At 57.1% G+C, this 24,663-nt stretch carries 20 protein-coding genes; 7 read left to right on the plus strand and 13 right to left on the minus strand.

Features of this window, described 5'->3' with window-relative positions; translation table 11 throughout:
* The first annotated feature begins 287 nt into the window (after nucleotides 1–287).
* Nucleotides 288–2,681 carry a maltodextrin phosphorylase gene (gene malP, locus M2422_RS16090; RefSeq protein ID WP_064673697.1) on the plus strand — a complete coding sequence of 798 codons (2,394 nt, stop codon included), beginning with the start codon at nucleotides 288–290 and terminating at the stop codon, nucleotides 2,679–2,681.
* A gap of 9 nt (nucleotides 2,682–2,690) precedes the next feature.
* Nucleotides 2,691–4,772 carry a 4-alpha-glucanotransferase gene (gene malQ / locus M2422_RS16095; protein ID WP_064673698.1) on the plus strand — a complete coding sequence of 694 codons (2,082 nt, stop codon included), beginning with the start codon at nucleotides 2,691–2,693 and terminating at the stop codon, nucleotides 4,770–4,772.
* Nucleotides 4,773–4,852: 80 nt separating this feature from the next.
* On the opposite strand, the gene gntT is transcribed toward malQ, so the two are convergent.
* From gntT to gntX, 3 genes are all read right to left on the minus strand, one after another.
* A complete protein-coding gene (gene gntT, locus M2422_RS16100) occupies nucleotides 4,853–6,169 on the minus strand; it encodes a gluconate transporter (RefSeq protein ID WP_039263070.1) in 1,317 nt (438 codons plus the stop codon).
* 390 nt (nucleotides 6,170–6,559) lie between these two features.
* On the minus strand, nucleotides 6,560–7,135 hold the full coding sequence (gene nfuA, locus M2422_RS16105; protein ID WP_008503055.1) for a Fe-S biogenesis protein NfuA: 576 nt from the start codon (nucleotides 7,133–7,135) through the stop codon (nucleotides 6,560–6,562).
* Between the two features lie 61 nt (nucleotides 7,136–7,196).
* Nucleotides 7,197–7,880 (minus strand): DNA utilization protein GntX, encoded by a 684-nt coding sequence (gene gntX / locus M2422_RS16110; protein ID WP_064673699.1) that lies wholly within the window; start codon nucleotides 7,878–7,880, stop codon nucleotides 7,197–7,199.
* 36 nt (nucleotides 7,881–7,916) lie between these two features.
* Between gntX and bioH the strand changes: the two genes are divergently transcribed.
* Both bioH and M2422_RS16120 read left to right on the plus strand, forming a co-directional pair.
* A complete protein-coding gene (gene bioH, locus M2422_RS16115; protein ID WP_045888430.1) occupies nucleotides 7,917–8,690 on the plus strand; it encodes a pimeloyl-ACP methyl ester esterase BioH in 774 nt (257 codons plus the stop codon).
* Nucleotides 8,691–8,801: 111 nt separating this feature from the next.
* Entirely contained in the window at nucleotides 8,802–9,071 is a 270-nt protein-coding gene (locus M2422_RS16120) for a YdgH/BhsA/McbA-like domain containing protein (protein ID WP_033146824.1), read from the plus strand.
* Nucleotides 9,072–9,104: 33 nt separating this feature from the next.
* On the opposite strand, the gene feoC is transcribed toward M2422_RS16120, so the two are convergent.
* From feoC to greB, 5 genes are all read right to left on the minus strand, one after another.
* Complete coding sequence (gene feoC / locus M2422_RS16125; RefSeq protein WP_048976275.1) at nucleotides 9,105–9,341, minus strand: [Fe-S]-dependent transcriptional repressor FeoC; 237 nt, start codon at nucleotides 9,339–9,341, stop codon at nucleotides 9,105–9,107.
* Between the two features lie 10 nt (nucleotides 9,342–9,351).
* Nucleotides 9,352–11,670 (minus strand): Fe(2+) transporter permease subunit FeoB, encoded by a 2,319-nt coding sequence (gene feoB, locus M2422_RS16130; RefSeq protein WP_064673700.1) that lies wholly within the window; start codon nucleotides 11,668–11,670, stop codon nucleotides 9,352–9,354.
* A 30-nt stretch (nucleotides 11,671–11,700) separates the two neighbouring features.
* Nucleotides 11,701–11,928, minus strand: coding sequence for a ferrous iron transporter A (gene feoA / locus M2422_RS16135; RefSeq protein WP_008503050.1), 228 nt, complete (start codon nucleotides 11,926–11,928; stop codon nucleotides 11,701–11,703).
* Between the two features lie 335 nt (nucleotides 11,929–12,263).
* On the minus strand, nucleotides 12,264–14,594 hold the full coding sequence (locus M2422_RS16140) for a Tex family protein (protein WP_064673701.1): 2,331 nt from the start codon (nucleotides 14,592–14,594) through the stop codon (nucleotides 12,264–12,266).
* A gap of 87 nt (nucleotides 14,595–14,681) precedes the next feature.
* Nucleotides 14,682–15,155, minus strand: a complete 474-nt coding sequence (greB, locus tag M2422_RS16145) for a transcription elongation factor GreB (RefSeq protein WP_064673702.1) — start codon at nucleotides 15,153–15,155, stop codon at nucleotides 14,682–14,684.
* Between the two features lie 232 nt (nucleotides 15,156–15,387).
* On the opposite strand from greB, the gene ompR reads away from it, so the two are divergent.
* Together ompR and envZ are read left to right on the plus strand one after the other, a co-directional pair.
* Nucleotides 15,388–16,107, plus strand: coding sequence for a two-component system response regulator OmpR (gene ompR / locus M2422_RS16150; protein ID WP_001157751.1), 720 nt, complete (start codon nucleotides 15,388–15,390; stop codon nucleotides 16,105–16,107).
* A complete protein-coding gene (gene envZ / locus M2422_RS16155; RefSeq protein WP_010436407.1) occupies nucleotides 16,104–17,450 on the plus strand; it encodes a two-component system sensor histidine kinase EnvZ in 1,347 nt (448 codons plus the stop codon). Before ompR ends, envZ begins: the two co-directional genes overlap by 4 nt.
* 125 nt (nucleotides 17,451–17,575) lie before the next feature.
* On the opposite strand, the gene pckA is transcribed toward envZ, so the two are convergent.
* The 5 genes from pckA to M2422_RS16180 form a co-directional block, all read right to left on the minus strand.
* Complete coding sequence (gene pckA / locus M2422_RS16160) at nucleotides 17,576–19,195, minus strand: phosphoenolpyruvate carboxykinase (ATP) (RefSeq protein ID WP_023309493.1); 1,620 nt, start codon at nucleotides 19,193–19,195, stop codon at nucleotides 17,576–17,578.
* A gap of 392 nt (nucleotides 19,196–19,587) precedes the next feature.
* Nucleotides 19,588–20,472, minus strand: a complete 885-nt coding sequence (gene hslO, locus M2422_RS16165; protein WP_161495995.1) for an Hsp33 family molecular chaperone HslO — start codon at nucleotides 20,470–20,472, stop codon at nucleotides 19,588–19,590.
* A 17-nt stretch (nucleotides 20,473–20,489) separates the two neighbouring features.
* Complete coding sequence (hslR, locus tag M2422_RS16170; protein WP_029740483.1) at nucleotides 20,490–20,891, minus strand: ribosome-associated heat shock protein Hsp15; 402 nt, start codon at nucleotides 20,889–20,891, stop codon at nucleotides 20,490–20,492.
* On the minus strand, nucleotides 20,888–21,571 hold the full coding sequence (gene yrfG / locus M2422_RS16175) for a GMP/IMP nucleotidase (RefSeq protein WP_048976270.1): 684 nt from the start codon (nucleotides 21,569–21,571) through the stop codon (nucleotides 20,888–20,890). The genes hslR and yrfG overlap by 4 nt, the downstream gene beginning before the upstream one ends.
* A 68-nt stretch (nucleotides 21,572–21,639) precedes the next feature.
* Nucleotides 21,640–23,775, minus strand: coding sequence for an intracellular growth attenuator family protein (locus tag M2422_RS16180; protein WP_033146817.1), 2,136 nt, complete (start codon nucleotides 23,773–23,775; stop codon nucleotides 21,640–21,642).
* Nucleotides 23,776–24,099: 324 nt separating this feature from the next.
* Between M2422_RS16180 and nudE the strand changes: the two genes are divergently transcribed.
* Complete coding sequence (nudE, locus tag M2422_RS16185) at nucleotides 24,100–24,660, plus strand: ADP compounds hydrolase NudE (protein ID WP_008503041.1); 561 nt, start codon at nucleotides 24,100–24,102, stop codon at nucleotides 24,658–24,660.
* Nucleotides 24,661–24,663: the final 3 nt, after the last annotated feature.

The following is a 24,663-nucleotide window of genomic DNA, read 5'->3' on the forward strand; positions in this document are numbered from 1 at the left end:
TTTTGAGATGTGTCCCGATGGCTAAATTATTATTCTACGTAAGTAATCATTTCAGAACGGATTAATTTCACCCGAAACTGCATTTCATTTCTTTGACATTCTCCCCGGTTACTTTTTTATCTTCCGGGCACACTCGAACTATGCTCTGAGAGTGGCCTCGATCACACTTTTATGCTCATCCCCGCTACTCCTCCCTGTCTAATCCCCCACAGGAGGAGGAAGAGGGGAAATGAGCCAGGCACACTAGCGCCAACTTGTGTTTTCTTTCTAAAGGATGCCGATCCCCTATGTCACAGCCTACCTTCAACAAAGCTCAATTCCAGGCTGCCCTGACGCGTCAGTGGCAGCGTTTTGGCCTTCATGCTGCAAACGAGATGACGCCTCACCAGTGGTGGCAGGCAGTGAGCGGTGCGCTCGCAGAACAGCTGGATGCTCAGCCTTTGGCAAAGCCGGTGAAGAACCAGCGCCATGTAAACTACATTTCAATGGAATTCCTGATTGGCCGTCTGACGGGCAACAACCTGTTGAACCTCGGCTGGTATCAGGACGTTGGTGACGTCCTTAAAGAACACGACATTAACCTGACTGACCTGCTGGAAGAAGAGATTGACCCGGCGCTGGGCAACGGCGGTCTGGGACGTCTGGCGGCCTGTTTCCTCGACTCCATGGCGACCGTCGGCCAGTCGGCGATTGGCTATGGCCTGAACTATCAGTATGGCTTGTTCCGTCAGTCGTTTGCCGATGGCCATCAGATGGAAGCGCCGGACGACTGGCATCGCAATACCTATCCGTGGTTCCGCCACAACGCGCAGCTGGATGTGCAGGTCGGCATTGGCGGGAAAGTGACAAAGCAGGGGCTCTGGGAACCGGCGTTCACCATTACCGGTGAAGCCTGGGATCTGCCGGTGCTCGGCTACCGTAACGGCGTGGCGCAGCCGCTGCGTCTGTGGCAGGCGAAGCACGCGCATCCGTTTAACCTGACCAAATTCAACGACGGCGATTTCCTTCGCGCCGAGCAGCAGGGCATCGACGCCGAAAAGCTGACCAAAGTCCTCTACCCGAACGACAACCACCTGGCCGGTAAAAAGCTGCGCCTGATGCAGCAGTACTTCCAGTGCGCCTGCTCCGTGGCGGACATTCTGCGTCGCCATCATCTGGCGGGCCGCAAGCTGGCGCAGCTGCCGGACTTCGAAGTGATTCAGCTCAACGACACGCACCCGACGATTGCGATCCCGGAACTGCTGCGCGTGCTGATCGACGAGCACCAGCTGAGCTGGGATGACGCCTGGGCCATCACCAGCCGTACCTTTGCCTACACCAACCACACCCTGATGCCAGAAGCGCTCGAGTGCTGGGATGAGAAGCTGGTGAAAACGCTGCTGCCGCGCCACATGCAGATCATCAACAAGATTAACGACCAGTTTAAAATCCTGGTGGATAAAACCTGGCCGGGCAACAAAGCGGTCTGGGCGAAGCTGGCGGTGGTTCACGATAAACAGGTGCGCATGGCGAACATGTGCGTGGTCAGCGGCTTTGCGGTGAACGGCGTGGCGGCGCTGCACTCGGATCTGGTGGTCAAAGATCTCTTCCCGGAATACCACCAGCTTTGGCCGACCAAATTCCACAACGTGACCAACGGCATCACGCCGCGTCGCTGGATCAAGCAGTGCAACCCGCTGCTGGCCGGTCTGCTGGACAAGACCCTGAAGAAAGAGTGGGCCAACGATCTGGACCAGCTCATCAACCTGGAAAAACAGGCTGACGACGCGAAGTTCCGCGAGCAGTACCGCGCGATCAAGCTGGAGAACAAGGTTCGCCTGGCGGAGTTTGTGAAAGTGCGTACCGGCATTGAGATCAACCCGAATGCCATTTTCGATATCCAGATCAAACGTCTGCACGAGTACAAACGCCAGCACCTGAACCTGCTGCACATTCTGGCGCTGTACAAAGAGATCCGCGAGAACCCGCAGGCCGACCGCGTGCCGCGCGTGTTCCTGTTCGGTGCGAAAGCGGCGCCGGGCTATTACCTGGCGAAAAACATTATCCTCGCCATCAATAAAGTGGCGGCGGCGATCAACAGCGATCCGAAAGTGGGCGACAAGCTGAAGGTGGTGTTCCTGCCGGATTACTGCGTCTCGGCGGCTGAAATGCTGATCCCGGCGGCGGATATTTCCGAGCAGATCTCTACGGCAGGTAAAGAAGCGTCCGGTACCGGCAACATGAAGCTGGCGCTGAACGGCGCGCTGACCGTCGGTACGCTCGACGGGGCAAACGTCGAAATCGCCGAGAAGGTCGAGGAAGAGAATATCTTTATCTTCGGCCATACCGTGGAAGAGGTGAAGGCCATCAAAGCCAAAGGCTATGACCCGGTGAAATGGCGTAAGAAAGACAAAGTGCTCGACGCGGTGCTGAAGGAGCTGGAAAGCGGTAAATACAGCGACGGCGACAAGCACGCGTTTGACCAGATGCTGCACAGCATGGACAAACACGGCGGTGACCCGTATCTGGTGATGGCGGACTTCACGGCCTATGTAGAAGCGCAAAAGCAGGTCGACGTGCTGTATCGTGACCAGGAGGCGTGGACCCGCGCGTGCATTCTGAACACCGCGCGCTGCGGTATGTTCAGCTCTGACCGTTCAATCCGTGATTATCAGGCCCGTATCTGGCAGGCAAAACGCTAAGGAAGCGCGATGGAGAGTAAACGTCTGGACAGCGCCGCGCAGGCGGCGGGGATCAGCCTCAGTTACATTAATGCGCACGGCAAACCGCAGTCTATTGGCGCCGACACCAAAAGACGTTTGCTGGATGCCATGCACAAAGCCGACGCGAAAGCGTCGGTTGCGCCGGTGCCGAACGTGAAGGTGTTCACCGCAGGCAAAAAGATGCCGCTGGCGGTGGAGGGGCGCGGCGAGTTTAGCTGGCTGCTTACCACCGAAGAGGGGCATCAGCACAAAGGCCACGCCACCGGCGGCAAAACGTTAAACCTTCCGGCGAAGCTGCCGGAGGGGTATCACACCTTAACGCTCACCCAGGACGATCGTCGTTTCCACTGCCGGGTGATCGTCGCGCCAAAACGCTGCTACGAGCCGCAGGCGTTGCTCGAAGGTAAAAAACTGTGGGGCGCCTGCGTGCAGCTCTATACGCTGCGATCCGACAGCAACTGGGGCATCGGTGATTTTGGCGATCTGAAAAAGATGCTGGCGGATGTGGGCGAGCGCGGCGGCGCGTTTATCGGGCTCAACCCGATCCACGCGCTCTATCCGGCCAACCCGGAGAGCGCCAGCCCGTACAGCCCGTCGTCCCGTCGCTGGCTGAACGTGATTTATATCGACGTTAACGCGTTAGATGACTTCAAAAACAGCAAAGAGGCGCAGGCGTGGTGGAAACTCAGCACCACGCAGCAGGCCCTGAAGCAGGCGCGCGACGCGGACTGGGTGGACTATTCCACCGTCACGGCGCTGAAAATGGCCGCGCTGCGTCTGGCGTGGAAAGGCTTTTCGCAGCGCGATGACGAGCAGATGGCCGCGTTCCGCCAGTTTGTGACGCAGGAGGGCGAGAGCCTGTACTGGCAGGCGGCGTTTGATGCGCTGCACGCATATCAGGTGAAGGAGGACGAAATGCGCTGGGGCTGGCCGGTCTGGCCGGAAGCGTATCAGTCTGTCGACACGCCTGAAGTAAAAGCGTTCTGTAAAAAATATGCCGATGAAGTGGACTTCTACCTGTGGCTGCAGTGGCTGGCGTACAGCCAGTTTGCCGCCTGCTGGCAGGTGAGCCAGGGCTATAAGATGCCGATCGGCCTGTATCGCGATCTGGCCGTCGGCGTGGCAGAGGGCGGCGCGGAAACCTGGTGCGACCGTGAGCTTTACTGTCTGAAAGCCTCCGTCGGCGCGCCGCCGGATATTCTTGGGCCGCTCGGTCAGAACTGGGGGTTGCCGCCGATGGATCCGCACGTCATGGCGGCGCGCGCCTATGAGCCGTTCATCGACCTGCTGCGCGCGAACATGCAGAACTGCGGCGCGCTGCGTATCGACCACGTGATGTCCGTGCTGCGTCTGTGGTGGATCCCGTACGGTGAAACGGCCGATCACGGGGCGTACGTGCAGTATCCGGTTGACGATCTGCTGTCGATCCTGGCCCTGGAAAGTAAACGCCACCAGTGCATGGTGATCGGTGAAGATCTCGGTACCGTGCCGGTGGAAATTGTCAGCAAGCTCCGCGACAGCGGCGTCTACTCCTATAAAGTGCTCTATTTTGAAAACGACCATGAGAAAACCTTCCGCGCGCCGAAAGCGTACCCTGAACAGTCAATGGCAGTCGCGACGACGCATGACCTTCCTACGCTTCGTGGCTATTGGGAAAGCGGCGATCTGACGCTCGGCAAAACGCTGGGTCTGTATCCTGATGAAGAGGTTCTGCGCGGGCTGTATCAGGATCGCGAACACTCCAAACAGGGGCTGCTGGATGCGCTGCACAAGCAGGGCTGTCTGCCGAAACGTGCCGGACATAAGGCGTCATTGATGTCGATGACCGCTACCCTCAATCGCGGCTTGCAGCGCTATATTGCCGACAGCAACAGCGCCCTGCTGGGCCTGCAGCCGGAAGACTGGATTGATATGGCGGAGCCGGTGAACATTCCGGGGACCAGCTATCAGTACAAGAACTGGCGTCGCAAGCTGTCCATATCGCTTGAGAAGATGTTTGCCGATGACGGGGTGAACAAGCTGATTAAGGATTTGGACAAACGCAGAAGGGCGGTGGGCAAGAAGCGGTAGTTTCACCCTAACCCTCTCCCAGAGGGAGAGGAAATAGAATGTAGGCCGGGTAAGCGTCAGCGCTACCCGGCTTTTTTACATCAAACCACCATATTCAACAGCAGTACCCCGACCAGACCGCACACCGAAATAATGGTTTCCAGCGCGGACCAGGACTTGATGGTTTCACCGATCGTCAGGTTGAAGTACTCCTTGAACAGCCAGAAGCCAGGGTCGTTAACGTGAGAGAAAATCACGCTACCGGAACCGACGGCGATAACCATCAGCTCAGGGCTAACACCCGTGGTCGCAATCAGCGGGGCAACGATACCGCCCGCGGTGATCGCCGCAACGGTCGCAGAACCCAGCGCAATACGCAGAACCGCGGCAATAGACCAGGCCATCAGGAGCGGCGATACGTTGGTTTCATGCATCATGGCAGCGATGTATTTATCCACCCCGCTGTCGACCAGAACCTGCTTGAATGCGCCGCCACCGCCGATGATCAGGAGCATCATGGCAATGATTTTGATGGACGAGGTCAGCGTGTCGTTGATCTGATCCATTGAACGACCACGGTTCAGGCCGAAGGTGAACATCGCGATCAGCACCGCAATCAGCGTTGCCATGACCGGGTCACCGAGGAATTCCGCAACGGACAGGAACGGATGACCTTTCGGCAGAATCATCTCCGCCACGGCACGCATCGCCATCAGGATCACCGGTACCAGAGAGGTCCAGACGCTGACGCCAAAGCCCGGCATCTCTTCTTCGGTGAAGGTTTTGGCGCTGTACAGACCTTCCGGAATCGGCTTATCAATGCCTTTCAGGAAGCGGGCATAAACCGGGCCCGCCAGAATCACGGTTGGGATCGCCAGAATCGTACCGAACAGCAGGGTTTTACCCATATCCGCGTGGAAAATGGTTGCGATAGCGGTTGGACCCGGGTGCGGCGGCAGGAAGCCGTGAGTCACGGACAGCGCCGCAGCCATTGGCACACCGACATACAGCAGCGGGATGTTTGCCGCAGCCGCGATGGTGAACACCAGCGGCAGCATCAGCACGAAGCCCACTTCATAGAACAGCGCGAAGCCGACGGTAAAACCGGTTAATACCACCGCCCACTGGATGTTCTTCTTGCCAAATTTGGCAATCAGCGTGGTGGCGATTCGCTGCGCGCCCCCGCAGTCTGCCAGCATTTTGCCGAGCATGGCGCCGAAGCCCATGATCAACGCCAGGCTGCCGAGCGTACCGCCGACGCCGGCTTTGATGGAACTGATAACTTTAACCAGCGGCATACCCTGCATCAGACCGACTGCAAGTGCCACCAGAACCAGAGCGATAAATCCGTTCATTTTGAAACGGATCATCAAGAGCAGTAATAACACAACACCGATAGCAACGATGACTAATGGCATGATTTACCTGGCCTTTGAATTGTTATGGGTAACGTCATTGTTTCAACGACAAATTCCGATTGTCCCAACTGGGAACAGAGTGTTAACGGCACTCATACTGATGCCTTCGAAACCATTAAGTTTAGTCGGCTGTTATAAGGATGCTGAGTGCCCACGAGAATGATACGGGTAACATGGCTCGATTGAGAATCACCCTGGGAGGCTAAATTTGAATTATGAGACGCAGGTCAACATATGGGAGGTAAACGCAAAACGGTAACCATGAGGTTACCGTTTTTAATGTTTTCACCCTCTCCCGTGGGAGAGGGCCGGGGGTGAGGGCATCAGACCTCACTATTTCTGTAGGCCCGGTAAGCGCAGCGCCACCGGGCGATACAGACGGATACTGAATTAGTAGTAAGAGTGCTCGCCGCGCTGGTGCTCGGTCAGGTCACGCACGCCTTTCAGTTCCGGGAACTCGTTCAGCAGCTGCTTCTCGATCCCTTCTTTCAGCGTTACATCGACCATTGAGCAGCCGTTACAGCCGCCGCCAAACTGCAGAATGGCAAAACCTTCGTCGGTGATTTCCATCAGGGAAACACGACCGCCGTGGCCCGCCAGCTGTGGGTTGATCTGGGATTGCAGCAGATACTCAACGCGCTCCATCAGCGGGGCATCGTCAGACACTTTACGCATTTTCGCGTTCGGCGCTTTCAGGGTCAGCTGAGAACCCAGCTGATCGGTGACGAAGTCGATCTCCGCATCTTCAAGATACGGTGCGCTCAGCTCATCAACGTAGGCGGTGAGCTGTTCAAATTTAAGGGCAGTGTCAGTCGCTTCCACAGCATCCGGAGGACAATAAGAAACACCACATTCTGCATTCGGAGTGCCTGGATTAATCACAAACACGCGGATCTGCGTCCCTTCTTCCTGATTTGCCAGCAGTTTGGCAAAGTGCGCTTGTGCAGAATCGGAAATACGGATCATAGCTTTGGCCTAATAGTTGACTAAATTACCTGGGTATAATCATACGCCCATTGAAGAAGGGCTACAAGGTACGGCACAGACACCATACCTGAACCGACGCGGCGCCGCTTCGCAAAAGCAGTCGGGAAAGTTCAGCAACGGTACTGCCCGTGGTGACGACATCATCCACAATCGCGATATGGAGACCGTCGACCGGCAATTCAAGGCGAAAGGCATTTTTGAGGTTTCTTTTGCGAAGCCGTGCGCTGAGCTGATGCTGGATGGCGGTGGCATGAACGCGTGTCAGCGCGCGGGCCTCATACCGGCAGCCGAGCCACCGTGCGAGGGGACGGCAGAGCAGATCACTCTGGTTATAGCCGCGCCGCCAGTGCCGATGTCGGTATAAAGGGACATTCACCACCATGTCAATTTTCGGCAGTGCCCGGTGACGTCTCGCCTGCAAAACCGCCAGCAACAGCAGGCGGGCAAGGGGCTGTGCCAGCGAGCTCTGCCCGGAAAACTTCAGCGCGTGGATCAGCCTGTTCAGCGGCGGAACATAATCATCCACTGCCACCAGCGCGCTCCACGGCGGGGATTTTTTCAGGCAGCGGCCACAGGGCAACGAGGGGTTCGTGGCCGGTAAACCACATTGTGGACAGATCCCGATACGCCATTGCAGCGATCGCGTGCAGACGGAGCAGACGCCCCACCCGCTGAGCGCCAGCGGCATTTGGCATAGCCAGCACAAGCCGGGTACTGTTAGCATGTGCAACCTCCATGTGAAAAAAGAGAACAGTAACTGATGAAGACGCTGTGGTGGCAGACCGTCGGGACAGGAAATTGCCATCTTGTGCTGCTGCACGGATGGGGCCTGAATGCGGAGATATGGCATTGCATACGTGAGGAACTTGCCTCGCATTTCACGCTGCATCTGGTGGATTTACCCGGCTTTGGCCGCAGCCGTGGGTATGGCGCGTTGTCGCTTGATGAGATGGCGCAGCAGGTTCTGGACGCTGCGCCGCAAAACGCGGTCTGGCTGGGCTGGAGCCTGGGCGGGCTGGTGGCGAGCCAGATTGCGCTGTCGCGGCCTGAACGCGTAAAAGCGCTGGTGACGGTGGCGTCATCGCCCTGTTTTAGCGCGCAGGAAGAGTGGCCGGGGATCAAGCCTGACGTGCTGGCGGGCTTCCAGCAGCAGCTGAGCGAAGATTTCCAGCGGACCGTAGAGCGGTTCCTGGCATTGCAGACAATGGGCACTGACACCGCGCGTAAGGATGCCCGAACGCTGAAGCAGACCGTGCTTTCGCTGCCGATGCCGGAGGTTGAGGTGCTTAACGGCGGACTTGAGCTCCTGAAAACGGTTGACCTGCGCGAGCCGCTGGCCGCGCTGACGGTACCGCACCTGCGTATCTACGGTTACCTCGACGGGATTGTGCCGCGCAAAGTGGTTCCGCTGCTGGATTCACTCTGGCCGGAGAGTGAATCGCAGATCATTGCCAAAGCCGCACATGCCCCGTTTATCTCTCATCCGACGGAATTTTGTTCAGCGCTGATTGCGTTAAGTCAACGTTTCGACTGATTATTTTCTATCCTGCCTGGAAAAAGTAACACACCGCAACCATACTCCAGATGTCGTTGCGGTTGTTCTGCCTACGATAATCAAAACAACAATCCTATGGAGAGTCAGGCTATGAAACTTGTTACAGGTATTGTCACTTCTCTGGTTATTGGGTCACTGTCATTTGGCGTCTTTGCGGCAAAAGAGCTGGAAAAAGATAAAGTTGCCGGCATGAATCTGACGAAAATTGGTGAGATTTCTACGTCTGACACCACCGCGCCGATGGATGCTCGCAGAGAGCTGTCGAAGAAAGCGGATGAGCTGGGCGGAACGTACTATGTCGTCACCAGTGCAGAAAAACAGACCAAAAACGTACGCGCAACGGCGGACGTCTACAAGTAATACGATAAAGCCGGGCAGCGATGCCCGGCTTTGTTAACGCAGCGTCCACCACTCCCTGAGGCAGGCCTTTCCTTCCGGACAGCTTTTACAACTGCCGGAGAGACAACCGTCCGCTTCTTCCTGAATCCGCACGGCTTTCCCCATGGCTTCCAGCCTTTCCAGCATGGCATCGATCATCGGCTGCGGCGTATGCAGGCTGAGGCTCAGCTGTTTCGCCTCCATTCGCCCTTGCAGTGCCAGCAGGTCACGAACCTGAATCAACGATGCCATGGTTTACTCCTTAGTGACAGTCGCCCGCCGGGCTGCTGCAGCAGGTCGCGGCGGTTTTACGGTTTGCCAGCAGGTCGATGTCGACGCGGCTGCGCGCACGCCGCAGTAAACCGAGCACTATCACGTTAAACAGCACAACCGCGAGAATGCAGACCAGGCTGTAGCGCGGATGCTGGCTGAAATTAACGGTTTGATAAAAGAGCGTCGACAGCGAGTACGCAATGTTTAACCCCCACAGGATGGAGAAGCCCATCCAGCCGCGGCTGGACTCGCGGGCAATCGCCCCCATCACGGAGATGCACGGAATGTAGAGCAGAACAAAGATGAGGTAGCTGTAGGCCGCGGACGCGCTGCCAAATTTCTCGCCCATCACGCCCATGGCACCTGTTGCCATTTCGCCGTCACCTTTGCTGGCCTCAATAGGGTTCGCCAGCACGCTCAGGCTGAAGGTGTCTTTCAGGCTCTGCCAGGTCTCCTCTACGGCACCCAGCAGTTCATGACCGAGATGAAACTCTGCCGGATTAAATTCCTGTTCCTGAATGTTCTCTGCGGTGTAAAGCGTGTTCAGGGTGCCGACAACCACCTCTTTCGCCATCGCGCCGGTGAATAGCCCGACGGTTGCCTGCCAGTTATCCTCATGCACGCCAATCGGTTTGAAGACCGGCGTGATGACGCGGCTGACGGAGGCGAGGGCAGAGTCGTTGATGTTATCTGCCGCCTGCCCGCTGAGGGTGAAGCTGTTCAGCGCGCTCAGGAAAATGCTGACGATGACAATCACCTTACCGGCGCGCAGCACAAAGCCCTTCAGGCGCTGCCAGGTCTGGATCGCCAGGCTTTTCAGATGCGGCACGTGATACACCGGCAGCTCCATCACAAACGGCGACGCTTCACCGCGCATAATGGTGTGCTTCAGCATCAGACCGGTGAGGATCGCCATCACGATGCCCAGCACGTACAGCGAAAAGACCGCCAGCGCGCCCTGCTGACCAAAGAAGGCTGCGGCAAAGACCGCAAAGATGGCCAGACGGGCACCGCAGGACATAAACGGCGCCATCATGATGGTCATCAGACGTTCACGCGGCGCATCCAGGGTGCGTGCGCCCATCACCGACGGTACGTTACAGCCGAAGCCGACAATCAGCGGGACGAAGGATTTACCAGGCAGACCCAGCGCCTGCATCAGACGATCCATCACGAACGCGGCGCGAGCCATGTAGCCGGAATCTTCCAGGAACGAGAGGAACAGATACATCATGCCGATCTGCGGCACCAGAGGCAGAACGGTGTTGATACCGCCGCCGATCCCCTGTGCGAGGAAGATGGTTAACCATTCCGGGAAGTGCAGGGTGTAACCCACCCACTGAATTCCGTGGACGAAGACCGCGACGGAACCAGCGTCGAAAATAGGCTGGAGTGCACCGCCGATGTTAATGGCGAGCAGGAACATCACGTACATGACCAGCAGGAAGATGGGCAAACCGAGGAAGCGGTTAAGCACAACTTTATCCACCGCCGCCGTAAAGCGGCTGGGCTCTGCCGTCAGGGCGTTGCTGACAACGTCGCAAATCGAGGCGATGGCCTGGTAACGCGCATCGGCGATGTGCAGCGCCGGGTCGTCCAGCTCGTCGCTAAGACGGGCCACCGTGGCGTCCAGCTTATCGGCCGCATGCCCGGCGTAAGCGCGGCTGTAAATATCCCCTTCCAGCATCTGCAGGCCAAGCCACAGGCGCTGTTTCGCAGGCATGCTTTGGTCCATCTCCTGCGCCAGCACATTGGCTTCGCGCAGGAGAGGCTTCGCGTAATGCACTAGCTCAATGTCATGATTTCCCTGGTGACGGTCAATGGCCAGCTTCAGCGCATCAATACCGCGAGCGCGCGTCGAGACCAGCGGAACGACCGGGCAACCCAGGCGCGCGGAGAGGGCATCGACGTCGATACGCAGCTTTTGTTTCTCCGCAATGTCGAGCATGTTGAGCGCCACGATGCAGGGGATCCCCAGCTCCAGCAGCTGCAGCGTCAGATAAAGGTTACGTTCGAGATTGGAAGCGTCGACCACGTTGATCAGCAGGTCCGCGTCGCCGCCGAGAATATAGTGGCAGGCAATCTGCTCATCGAGCGAGGTTTGCGACGAAATGGTGGTTAAGGAGTAGGTGCCGGGAAGGTCAACCAGCGTCACCTGGTTGTCCGTTGTCGTGAACTGGCCCTCTTTACGCTCAACCGTCACGCCCGCCCAGTTGCCCACGCGCTGGCGGGCTCCGGTTAGCTGGTTAAAAAGCGTCGTCTTGCCGGAATTAGGATTGCCAATTAAGCCAATAGTTAACTTTTTCATTTTTTTAGACTCACTGAAACCGCTGGCTTGTTATCGGGATAAGGCTTCGACTTCTATTAACGCGAGGTCTTTCTTACGCAGCACCAGATTCACGCGGCGGGTTTCGATATGAACCGGATCGCCCAGCGGCGCCACGCGCACGACCTGGAATGACGAGCCGGGCAGCATGCCCAGCGACAGCAGCTTTTGCCGATAGGCTGGGCTAATTTCGCGGGTAAAACCGGTAATCTTCCATGCACTGTCTGGAGTGAATTGCATAACGCCTGATTCCACGAAAGGTTAAATTATCTACTATGGGATGATAATGAGAATAGTTTTTATCAGCAATATTAAAACTGTGACGGAATGTTGTTTACGGTATTAATTTACGGCCTGTTTGACCTGGCTCAATATTTGCTGAATTGCCAGGAAAACGAAAAGGGGAGTATTTGTTAACGGGGTGATAATTCGTGGTTTAAATATGGCTATGCAATCGGTTTCATATATTTCGATATGATTTTATTCCCCCACCCATGAGGACGAGGGGGAAAGACCGCACCGTGCGATCCCCTCTCCCCTTTGAGGAGAGGGTTAGGGTGAGGGGCATTGTAACCTTAGCGTTTCTTACCCATCGCTGCCGCCAGCGCATCCATCATCGCGCTGTTGCCTGCAGGCTGAGCATCACGTCCGCGCGGTTTTGCCGCTTTTGCGGCCGGGCGCTGCTGCTCGCGGCCACCGCCATTGCCGCCGCGGCGCGCGCTGGTGTCGCCCGGCTGCTCGTCCAGACGCATGGTCAGCGCGATACGCTTGCGCTGCAGATCGACTTCCAGCACTTTCACCTTCACGATGTCGCCCGCTTTGACCACGGTGTGCGGGTCTTCAACGAACTTGTCGGCAAGGGAAGAGATATGCACCAGACCGTCCTGATGCACGCCGATATCCACAAACGCGCCAAAGTTGGTGACGTTGGTCACCGCGCCTTCCAGCACCATGCCGGGCAGCAGGTCGTTCATGGTTTCCACGCCGTCAGCAAAGGTCGCCGTTTTGAACTCAGGGCGCGGATCGCGGCCCGGCTTTTCCAGCTCTTTGATGATGTCGGTAACGGTGGGAACACCAAATTTGTCATCGGTGAAATCAACGGCTTTCAGATTGCGCAGGGCGCAGCTGTCACCCATAAGATCTTTCAGTGCCTGCTGGGTGGCGGCCAGAATACGCTCCACAACCGGGTACGCTTCCGGGTGAACGGTGGAGGCATCCAGCGGGTTATCGCCGTGGTTGATGCGCAGGAAGCCCGCACACTGCTCAAAGGCTTTTGGCCCCAGACGGCTCACCTTCAGCAGCTGCTGACGGTTCTGGAACTGGCCGTTCTCATCACGCCAGGCGACGATGTTCTGCGCCATCATGCGGGTTAAGCCCGCCACGCGGGTCAGCAGGGGAACGGAAGCGGTGTTCAGGTCAACGCCGACGGCGTTTACGCAGTCTTCCACCACCGCATCCAGCTTGCGCGCCAGCTGAGTCTGGCTCACGTCGTGCTGATACTGGCCCACGCCGATGGATTTCGGGTCGATCTTCACCAGCTCCGCCAGCGGATCCTGCAGGCGGCGTGCGATAGAGACCGCACCGCGCAGGGAAACGTCCAGGTTCGGGAACTCCTGGGCCGCCAGCTCGGACGCGGAATAGACGGATGCCCCCGCTTCGCTGACGATCACTTTCTGCGCCGTCACTTTCGGGAACTGCTTCTGCACGTCGAGGTAGAAACGCTCGGTTTCGCGTGAAGCCGTACCGTTGCCGATGGCAACCAGCTCCACGTTGTATTTTTCGCACAGCGCCGCTACCACAACGGCCGCTTTCGCTGCCTGGCCGGTGTGCGGATAGATGGTATCGGTCGCCACCAGCTTGCCGGTGCCGTCAACCACAGCGACCTTCACGCCGGTACGCAGGCCCGGATCGAGACCCATGGTCGCGCGCAGGCCGGCAGGAGCGGCCATCAGCAGGTCGTGCAGGTTACGGGCGAAGACGTTAATCGCTTCGTCTTCGGCGCGCTCGCGCACGGTGCCCATCAGCTCGGTTTCGAGGTGCATCAGCACCTTGATGCGCCAGGTCCAGCTCACCACGCCTTTGCGCCAGCTGTCCGCCGGGGCGTTGTTCAGGCGCAGGCCGAGATGGTCGATAATGATCTGCTCGCAGTGGCTCTCTTTCGGCGGCTCGTCGAACTGCGGGTCGGCGTTCAGGGAGAGCTGGAGCACGCCTTCGTTGCGGCCGCGGAACATCGCCAGCGCGCGGTGTGAAGGGGCGGTAGAGATCGGTTCGTGGTGATCGAAGTAGTCGCGGAATTTCGCGCCTTCTTCCTCTTTACCCGCGACGACGGTAGAGACGATGTGGGCATTCTTCCACAGGTAATCGCGCACTTTAGCGAGCAGGGCGGCGTCTTCGGCGAAGCGCTCCATCAGAATGTAGCGTGCGCCGTCAAGGGCGGCCTTGGTGTCCGCTACGCCTTTGTCGGCGTCGATAAATTTGGCAGCTTCAGTTTCCGGATCGTGGGACGGCTCGTTCCACAGCAGGTCGGCCAGCGGCTCAAGACCCGCTTCAATCGCAATCTGCCCGCGCGTGCGGCGCTTCGGTTTGTACGGCAGATAGAGATCTTCGAGTTCGGTTTTGCTCAGGGTACCGTTAATGGCGCTTTCAAGCTCGCTGGTCAGCTTGCCCTGTTCGCCGATGGATTTGAGGATCGCCTGACGACGTTCTTCCAGCTCGCGCAGATAGCCCAGACGGGTCTCCAGGTTACGCAGCTGCGTGTCATCCAGACCGCCGGTGACTTCCTTACGATAGCGTGCAATAAACGGCACGGTGTTCCCTTCATCAAGCAGGCGAACGGCAGCTTCTACCTGTTCGGCTCTGGCCTGAATATCACCCGCAATAATGCGGCAGAGCGAATCTTTCATCATGGCTTTATCATCTGTTGAGTCGAAAAATCAGGGGATAGTTATACGGGCTGACACGGCAAAATGCCAGCCGGGGAGGGCGCTCTCGGACTATTTTACGTAGACGATCTCATTGACGAACCAGCTGGCTTCACCGGCTGGAGTCTGAACGACGGCCAGATCGCCCACTTCCTTTTTCAGCAGCGCGCGAGCCATCGGGGAGTCGATGGAGATGTAGTCCTTACGACCAAAAATTTCATCGTAGCCGACAATGCGAAAACGCAGAGTGTCGCCATCGTCGTTTTCAATCTCCACCCACGCGCCGAAGAACACTTTGCCCTCCTGTTGCGGGGAGTAATCGACAATTTTGAGATTCTCGAGGCACTTCGTCAGATAGCGAACCCGGCGGTCAATTTCGCGCAGCCGCTTTTTGTTGTACTGGTAGTCAGCGTTTTCGCTGCGATCGCCCAGGCTTGCCGCCCAGGTCACCTTTTTGGTTACTTCAGGACGCTCTTCGCGCCAGAGGTAATCCATCTCTTTTTTGAGCTTTTCGTACCCTTCGCGGGTGATCAGGGGCGTTTTCATGGTAAAGCCTTTGCTGCCTGCCGGTTAACTGTCTTGCGCACAATACGTACCGCACAGTGTAACAGACAGGATTAATAATGATTTATGTGATGAAATGAGCAGATAAGCTGCTGTTAAATATGCTTTGTAACAATTTCGACTAGAATTTATACCAGAATTAACTGGTCGAATACGTGCACTTTTTTAGAATACGCTGTTACAAAGACTATCCGAACCTTTGGGAGTACACACAATGCAAGAGAACTACAAAATTCTGGTCGTGGATGACGACATGCGCCTGCGCGCGCTGCTGGAGCGTTATCTGACCGAGCAGGGCTTCCAGGTTCGTAGCGTCGCGAACGCTGAGCAGATGGACCGTCTGCTGACCCGTGAATCTTTCCACCTGATGGTTCTCGACCTGATGCTGCCTGGCGAAGACGGGCTTTCTATTTGCCGCCGTCTGCGCAGCCAGAGCAACCCGATGCCGATCATCATGGTGACGGCGAAGGGTGAGGAAGTTGACCGTATCGTCGGCCTCGAAATCGGCGCGGATGACTACATTCCAAAACCGTTTAACCCGCGTGAACTGCTGGCGCGTATTCGCGCTGTTCTCCGCCGTCAGGCGAACGAACTGCCTGGGGCACCGTCTCAGGAAGAAGCCGTCATTGCCTTCGGCAAGTTCAAGCTGAACCTCGGCACGCGCGAGATGTTCCGTGAAGACGAGCCAATGCCGCTCACCAGCGGCGAGTTTGCGGTCCTGAAAGCGCTGGTCAGCCACCCGCGTGAACCGCTTTCCCGCGACAAGCTGATGAACCTGGCGCGCGGTCGCGAATACTCCGCAATGGAACGCTCCATTGACGTGCAGATCTCCCGCCTGCGCCGCATGGTGGAAGAAGATCCTGCGCATCCTCGTTATATTCAGACCGTATGGGGTCTGGGCTACGTGTTCGTCCCGGACGGCTCTAAAGCATGAGGCGAATGCGCTTCTCGCCGCGTAGCTCGTTTGCCCGCACCCTGTTGCTGATCGTCACCCTGCTGTTCGTCAGCCTGGTGACGACCTATCTGGTGGTGCTGAACTTTGCGATCCTGCCGAGCCTCCAGCAGTTTAATAAGGTCCTGGCCTACGAAGTCCGTATGCTGATGACCGACAAACTGCAGCTGGAGGACGGCACGCAGCTCGTCGTTCCCCCGGCGTTTCGCCGTGAAATCTACCGTGAGCTGGGCATTTCGCTCTACTCCAACGAAGCGGCGGAAGACGCTGGCCTGCGCTGGGCGCAGCACTACGAATTCCTCAGCCAGCAGATGGCGCAGCAGCTGGGCGGCCCAACGGAAGTGCGCGTTGAGGTCAACAAAAGCTCGCCCGTCGTCTGGCTGAAAACCTGGCTGTCACCCAATATCTGGGTGCGCGTTCCGCTGACCGAAATCCATCAGGGCGACTTCTCGCCGCTGTTCCGCTACACCCTGGCGATTATGCTGCTGGCGATAGGCGGCGCGTGGCTATTTATCCGTATACAGAACCGACCGCTGGTCGACCTGGAGCACGCTGCGCTGCAGGTCGGTAAAGGGATTATTCCACCTCCGCTGCGCGAGTATGGCGCCTCGGAAGTCCGTTCGGTGACGCGCGCGTTTAACCATATGGCGGCAGGCGTGAAGCAGCTGGCGGATGACCGTACGCTGCTGATGGCAGGCGTCAGCCATGACCTTCGCACGCCGCTAACGCGTATTCGTCTGGCGACGGAGATGATGGGGGAAGAGGACGGTTATCTCGCCGAGTCCATTAACAAGGACATCGAAGAGTGTAACGCCATCATTGAGCAATTCATCGACTACCTGCGCACCGGGCAGGAGATGCCGATGGAGATGGCGGATCTGAACGCGGTGCTGGGCGAAGTGGTGGCGGCGGAAAGCGGCTACGAGCGTGAGATTGATACCGACCTGCAGGCGGGTGAAATTCAGGTACGCATGCACCCGCTCTCCATCAAACGTGCAGTGGCGAATATGGTGGTCAACGCGGCGCGCTACGGCAATGGCTGGATTAAAGTCAGCAGCGGGTCTGAACTCAACCGCGCCTGGTTCCAGGTGGAAGACGACGGTCCGGGCATCAAGCCCGAGCAGCGTAAGCATCTGTTCCAGCCGTTTGTGCGCGGCGACAGCGCTCGCAGCACCAGCGGCACGGGCTTAGGCCTGGCGATTGTTCAGCGTATTATCGATAACCACAACGGACTGCTGGAGATTGGCACCAGCGAGCGGGGTGGGCTGAGCATTCGCGCCTGGCTGCCGGTCCCGGTGACGCGGGGGCAGGTGAAAGAGGGTTAAAAAAGGGTGGCAATTGCCACCCTTTTTTGTAGGTCGGGTAAGGTGAAGCCGCCACCCGACAAAATGCGGTCTCTGCGGTCTGATGCCCTCACCCCGGCCCTCTCCCACGGGGAGAGGGAGAAGGACTACAGCTTCGGACCCGCGCTCACCAGCGCAGCACCCGCCGGGGTATCGGTGTACTTCTCGAAGTTCTCGATAAACAGCTTCGCCAGCGATTCTGCTTTCTCGCGCCACTGCTCCGGAGAACCGTACGTGTTGCGCGGGTCGAGGATATGCGTATCCACACCCGGCAGCGACGTTGGGATCGCCAGGTCAAACATCGGCAGCGTAAAGGTTTCGGCGTCGTCCAGAGAACCATCCAGAATGGCGTCGATAATCGCGCGGGTATCTTTGATAGAGATACGTTTGCCGGTACCGTTCCAGCCGGTGTTCACCAGGTATGCCTGCGCGCCTGATGCCTGCATGCGTTTCACCAGCACTTCAGCGTACTGCGTCGGGTGCAGCGACAGGAAAGCCGCGCCGAAGCAGGCGGAGAAGGTTGGGGTTGGCTCCGTCACGCCGCGCTCGGTACCCGCCAGCTTGGCGGTGAAGCCGGAGAGGAAGTGGTACTGCGTCTGGCTGGCCGTCAGGCGAGACACCGGAGGCAGCACGCCGAACGCATCCGCGGTCAGGAAAATAACCTTCGTGGCATGACCCGCTTTTGACACCGGCTTCACGATATTGTCGATGTGGTAGATCGGGTAAGAGACGCGGGTGTTTTCCGTTTTCGACGCATCGTCGAAGTCGATGGAGCCGTCGGCACGCACGGTGACGTTTTCCAGCAGCGCATCGCGACGGATCGCGTGGAAAATATCAGGCTCGGCCTCTTCAGACAGGCGAATGGTCTTCGCGTAGCAGCCGCCTTCAAAGTTGAATACGCCGTCGTCATCCCAGCCGTGTTCGTCATCGCCAATCAGGCGACGTTTTGGATCGGTGGACAGGGTGGTTTTCCCGGTGCCGGACAGGCCGAAGAATACCGCCACGTCGCCTTTTTCACCGACGTTAGCCGAGCAGTGCATGGAGGCGATGCCCCGCAGCGGCAGCAGGTAGTTCATGACCGAGAACATCCCTTTCTTCATTTCGCCGCCGTACCAGGTACCGCCTATCAGCTGGATACGCTCGGTCAGGTTGAAGGCCACAAAGTTTTCGGAATTCAGACCCTGCTCTTTCCACTGTGGGTTCGTGCATTTCGCACCGTTCATCACGATGAAATCCGGGGTGAAATCCTGCAGCTCTTCGTCGGTTGGACGAATAAACATGTTTTTCACGAAATGCGCCTGCCAGGCCACTTCAGTGATAAAACGCACGGAGAGACGGGTATCGGCGTTAGCGCCGCAGAAAGCGTCGACAATAAACAGACGCTTGCCGGAAAGTTGATGGGTGACGAGCCCTTTCAGGTGCTGCCAGGTTTCCGGGGAGAGCGGTTTGTTGTCGTTCTTCCCTTTGCCCTTGTCAGCCCACCACAGCGTATCGCGGGTGGTTTCGTCTCGGACGATATACTTATCTTTCGGCGAACGACCGGTAAAAATACCGGTATCGACGGCGATAGCACCAAGATTCGTCAACACACCACGCTCGTATCCTTCCAGTGCTGGATTGAGCTCTTCCTGATACAGCGTATCGTAGTCGGGGTTGTAGACGATTTCCTGGACGTCGTGAATACCATAAGCCTTGAGATCTTGCGGGGTTAAACCAGTAACACGCATATCACTGCTCCTTAGCCAATATGTACTGCCTGAAATTGTAGGGTTTTTCTGAGGTTGTTAACCGCGACGGGGCTCATAGATTTACGCATCTGGACAAAACCCTTACTAACGGAAAACGCTGCGACTCCAGTCACAGCGCAGGCGGATTATCGCAGGAATCGCTTTTTGGTTGGGGAAAATGTTCCGAAAAGGTTAAAGAGTGGTGATTTTATCGGAAAGAATGTGAATGTAATCGCATACACGTAAGAAAATTACGTAAGAGTTACATAAGGAAAACGATTCAGCTTGGGGGGAGTTTTTTACCCCTCACCCCAGCCCTCTCCCCAAAGGGGAGAGGGGGTTCAAGTTCCCTCTCCTCTTTGGGGAGAGGGTTAGGGAGAGGGGAAAGAGGTTTAGTGAACCTGCGGATCCGCCGGGGAGGCGTTATTGCGGATCTCAGCGATATCCATCGAATTGAACACGTAGTGCGTACCGCAGTAGTCACAGTGCATATCGATTTCGCCGTCTTCCGCCATGATGCTGTCGATCTCTTCATCCGGCAGGGTTTTCAGCGCGCCAGCACAGCGCTCGCGTGAGCAGGTGCACTTAAATTCCACGGACTGCGGATCGTAAACCGTCACTTCTTCTTCGTGGTACAGACGCCACAGTACGTCGGTCGCCGACAGGTTGAACAGCTCTTCCGCTTTGATGGTTTCGGTCAGCGTCGCCAGGTGCTCAAAGTCATTGGTCTGTGCGTCCTGCGCAGGCAGAACCTGCAGCAGCATACCGCCCGCAGCAGGCTGACCGTCGACTTCACCGGTGCGGATGAAGAGACGCGTCGGCAGCTGTTCAGAACGCATGAAGTAGTCTTCCAGGCAGGCTGCCAGGGTATCGCCTTCCAGACCCACCACGCCCTGATAGCGCTCACCTTCCTCAGGGGAGATGGTGATCACCAGGTAGCCATTACCCACCAGCGTTTTGAGGTCTGCATTTTCAGGCACGTCGCCCTGAACGCGCGCCACGCCGCGCATCTGCTGCTGGTTATTGCCGTTGATCACCGCCAGCGTCATCGGGCCGTCACCCTGCAGCTGCACGGTGATATCACCGGCAAACTTCAGCGTCGCCGTCAGCAGGCTGGTGGCAACCAGCAGTTCGCCCAACAGGGTCTTCACCGGCAGCGGGTAGTTGTGGTTTTCCAGAATCTGTTTCCAGGTTTCGGATACAGTGACCAGCTCGCCGCGCACGGCGAATTGTTCAAACAGATAGCGGTGTAATTGGTCGTGTTGGGCCATTTTCATCTCTCGTGCGGGTGAGGTTAATCAGTCTCACCGTGTTTAAATTTCATCAGATCGCGACGCTCTTTTTTATCCGGTCGCCGGTCCGGGTGGGGCATCGTCAGCGCGTTCATTTTGCGCGCCAGCGCGGTCTTCTCGCGCTTTTCAATGCTCTCCGCCGTCTCTTCATAAAGCAGTACGGCTTCCGCTGCAGGTCGACGCTGTTCGGTAATGGCTTTAATCACCACCGTACGTTCATCGTTGCCCTGCCGCAGCGTTAAGGTGGCATTCAGCTCAACCAGCTTGCTTGGTTTGCTGCGCTGGCCGTTGTAATGCACTTTTCCGCCGTCAACCATCTCGCGGGCGAGGGCGCGAGTTTTATAAAAACGCGCTGCCCACAGCCATTTATCCAGTCTTACCCCGTCAGAGGGTTTTTCTTTCATGGCGTCTCCTTCACGATCAGTGAGGGGATCATCTGGCGATAGTCGTTCAGTCCAGGGTGGCGCAGATAGCTTTTTTCAGCCAGGCCAGAGTCAGGATTGGTCACGCCCAGACAGTAGCGAATGCCAAACCTTGCCGCGGAATCCAGAATGGGCTCGCTGTCATCAATGAACAACGTACGTTCTGGCTGCAAACCCGTCTCTTCCCTTACCGCATGCCACAACCGCTGATCCTCTTTCGGATAACCAAATGTGTGGGTGGAAAGTAATAAATCAAGGTGCGACGCCAGACCTGTATGCTCCAGCTTCACCGCCAGATTATGTGGATGCGCGTTGGTCAACAAAATACGGCGCTTGCCGCTCGCTTTCAGCGCATCCAGAAAGGGCACGGTATCCTCGCGCAGAACGGCGCGCGGGCCCTGGGCGGTGGTCATGGCACAAATATCCAGACCGAGGCGCTCGCTCCAGTAGTCAAGACAGTACCAGTTTAGCGTATGTTGCACCGCACTATATTGCGAACGAATGAATGCCTGCGCTTCTGCCGGGGAGATCCCCTGCTGCTCGCCATAGGTTTCAGGAACCAGCGTTTGCCAGAAATAGTTATCAAAGGCGAGATCGAGCAGCGTGCCGTCCATATCCAGCAGAACGGTATCTACCTCCTGCCAGGCGATATCAAGATGCATTAGGGGGGAACTCCAGCCAGAAGAAACGTGCGCGACAGGGTAGCACAACTTGCCGCGCAACGACGTTATCAGATCAGGCTCTCAGACGAGGGGATCAGCTTTGGATTGAGGCAGTTTTCATAATACTGCTGAATGTCGGCAAGCCGGGTGCGCGAGCGCTGGTAGCGGCGCAGGGCCATAAAGCCGTTCCAGAAAATGGCGATCAGCATCGCGGTCATCAGCAGAGAGGTGCCGATGTAACGCCACAAGCCTGCGCTATCCGGCATCCGGTGCAGGCCGATATGGCGAGTGCCGTTGGCGTCGGTATAAATACTCGTGACAATCCCTTCGGCGCTGAACGGCGTTTGCATCAGCATCTGCGCAAGGCGCTGGAACTGGCTCCACTGCTCCTGCGCCGGGTAGTCATAAAGCGCAACCTGCGGGTAGGGTTGATCGACAAGGTCGCTGCCTTCATCGCTTGCAATCACAAAGCCACCCGGCGCCGGGCTGTTCAGCGCCTGAGCCGCACGGGTGGTCTCGCGCATCATGAACGGCGACGTCGAGGTGGCGACCAGGTTATCCAGCGATTCCGCGCTCACCGGACGCAGCAGCACGTTAACGCCATCCAGTCGTCCCGCTTCGGCGCGTTTTACCAGCGAGTCCCAGTCTTTGCTGTTCCCCAGGTTTACCAGGGCGTTTTTAAGGCGTATGCACTCATCCTGAGAGGAGCATAAATCCTGCGTTTTCAGGACGATGTCACCAAAATCATCCAGCAGAACCATGCCTGATTTCTGAATGGCCGAGCGCAGCGCGGGGCTGACGCGCGAATCATCGTCCGGTTTCGGGTGCAGCTGGCGGTTAACCGTCTGGGTGAGAGCCGTGGCCTTATTCACCACTTCGGATTCCGGCAGCGGCAGCGGCGGCGCGTCGTTCCAGATAATTTGCGAACAGTCGAACGGCATGAACGGCGAGCTCTGACGCGTGTTCCACGCCCCCGGGGTGTGAATATTACACATCCCGGTTCCCTTCAGGCGCAGCGTGTCCCCCACGCGTACACCGGCTTCATCCAGTTTGTTGACGCTTGTCGCTTCAATGGTTTGCGCCCCTTTGATCCATGACAGGGTGAATTTAATGGGCATATCCAGCGGCACGAAAAGCAGCAGCATGGCTAAGACCAGCGCGGCGCCGCCGGCAATGACCGTACTGCGTAGCCAGTGCTGAAGCGGGAAATTTTTCACTTCATCATGCAGAGACAGGAAGCGCCCCTGACGCACAACGTGGCGGTCAAGGTAGATATCAATATCGGTTTTCTGCCCTAAATCCTGTGCGATCCACGGCTGCCAGTGGCGCGGGTAGATCAGGTCGATAATACCGAGCGAAATATTGTTGAGATGCTCCTGATCGTTTTCACCGAACAGGCCCCAGCGCTTTGGGGTACCGCGCAGGCAGTGGATCTCGCGCAACGAGGTTTTAGCCGGTGGAGCAAAGAGACCCCAAAGCCCGCCGGCCAGCAGCAGCACCGCGCCGCCAGCCAGCCAGGGGACAAACACATCCGGCGTCAGCAGGCAGATGAAAAAGAGCAGGAAGGCAGCAACGATCAGAATGGCTTCACGGATGCCGTCCGGGCGGCTCAGGGCGTACTCTTCATGCGTCTCCTGGCGAATGTTCAGCAGTTCGATCTGCTCTGTCTCTTCGCCACGAATGGACGCCTGCGTTGAACTCGCGCGTTCCAGCGCAAAACGCGGGGCTTCCTGAAGGTATTCATTCAGCGTATGGCCGTTAAGCGTGATTACCAGAGGCAACGAATCGGTGTGAATCAGCTCAACGCTGTTTTCGTCATTAATGTATTGCTCCCAGGACGGGGGCAGATGCACTTCGACGGAATCAAGGTAATAGCGCCATTTGTTGGGGTCATCAGTGGTGATGCCATAGCGCGTGATGGAGCGCGTCACGCAGAGCACGGTATCACTTTGCGCATTAAGCTTTAGCGCGACGGGCGCAGCGGTGGCTCCCGTTGGCCCAGGCGTTAACTGAGTACGGTTCAGGATTTCGAGATAGTTTTCAACCGCATCGCGCTCGTCCTGCGTGAGTTTACGCGTGCTCGCACCCGCAAATGCGTTTAAAAAGGGCAGACGATAACGGCGCTGTACGCGGCGCCTGTACAACCACCCTGCAACCAACGCGCCGGCCAGCATAGCAGCGAGAACAATCAAAATGGTGCTCATGCTTTCCCCATCTTACTTATCTTCTTACAGGTGTAGTCAGTAGCACCTTTACATTGAATGAGAGTCTGTGGCTGGCTATCGGCAAGTATGGAGTCGAACTTGAGCATTCTGAAGCGCATCCCAGTGACCGGTGATGATAGCAAAGCCTGTTATGGCGCGATATCAGCAAATTCCTGGAAACATTTCAACCTCTTGACATTTGTTTTGAATTGAGGATTGATCCCTGATACGTTGCACAAATGTAAATAAAGAACGATTGACATTGCCGAAACCGTGCGGCATATCGCACAATAACGCCAGTTCTCACTGCTAAGACCCATCAAGATGAGCAAACCATTACAAAAACCCACCATTCTGAATGTTGAAACTGTCGCCAAATCGCGCCTGTTTAATGTCGAAAGTGTGGACCTGGAGTTCAGCAACGGTGTGCGTCGCGTTTATGAACGTATGCGCCCCTCTTCGCGCGAAGCGGTGATGATTGTTCCCATTGTCGACGATCATCTGATTTTGATCCGCGAATACGCTGTGGGAACGGAATCTTACGAGCTTGGGTTCTCGAAAGGGCTTATCGACCCGGGTGAAACCGTCTTTGAAGCGGCAAACCGCGAGCTGAAAGAAGAGGTCGGCTTCGGTGCGAATGAGCTTTCATTCCTGAAAAAGCTAAGCATGGCGCCGTCCTATTTTTCCAGCAAAATGAATATCGTGGTGGCTGAAGATCTCTATCCTGAATCGCTGGAAGGGGATGAGCCGGAGCCGCTGCCGCAGGTTCGCTGGCCGCTAGCGCACCTGATGGATCTGCTGGAAGACCCTGACTTTAATGAGGCTCGCAACGTGAGCGCGCTGTTCCTGGTACGGGAGTGGTTGAAGGGGCAGGGGCGACTGTAGTGG

Source organism: Enterobacter sp. SLBN-59 (assembly GCF_024807915.1).
Classification (GTDB): domain Bacteria; phylum Pseudomonadota; class Gammaproteobacteria; order Enterobacterales; family Enterobacteriaceae; genus Enterobacter; species Enterobacter asburiae_B.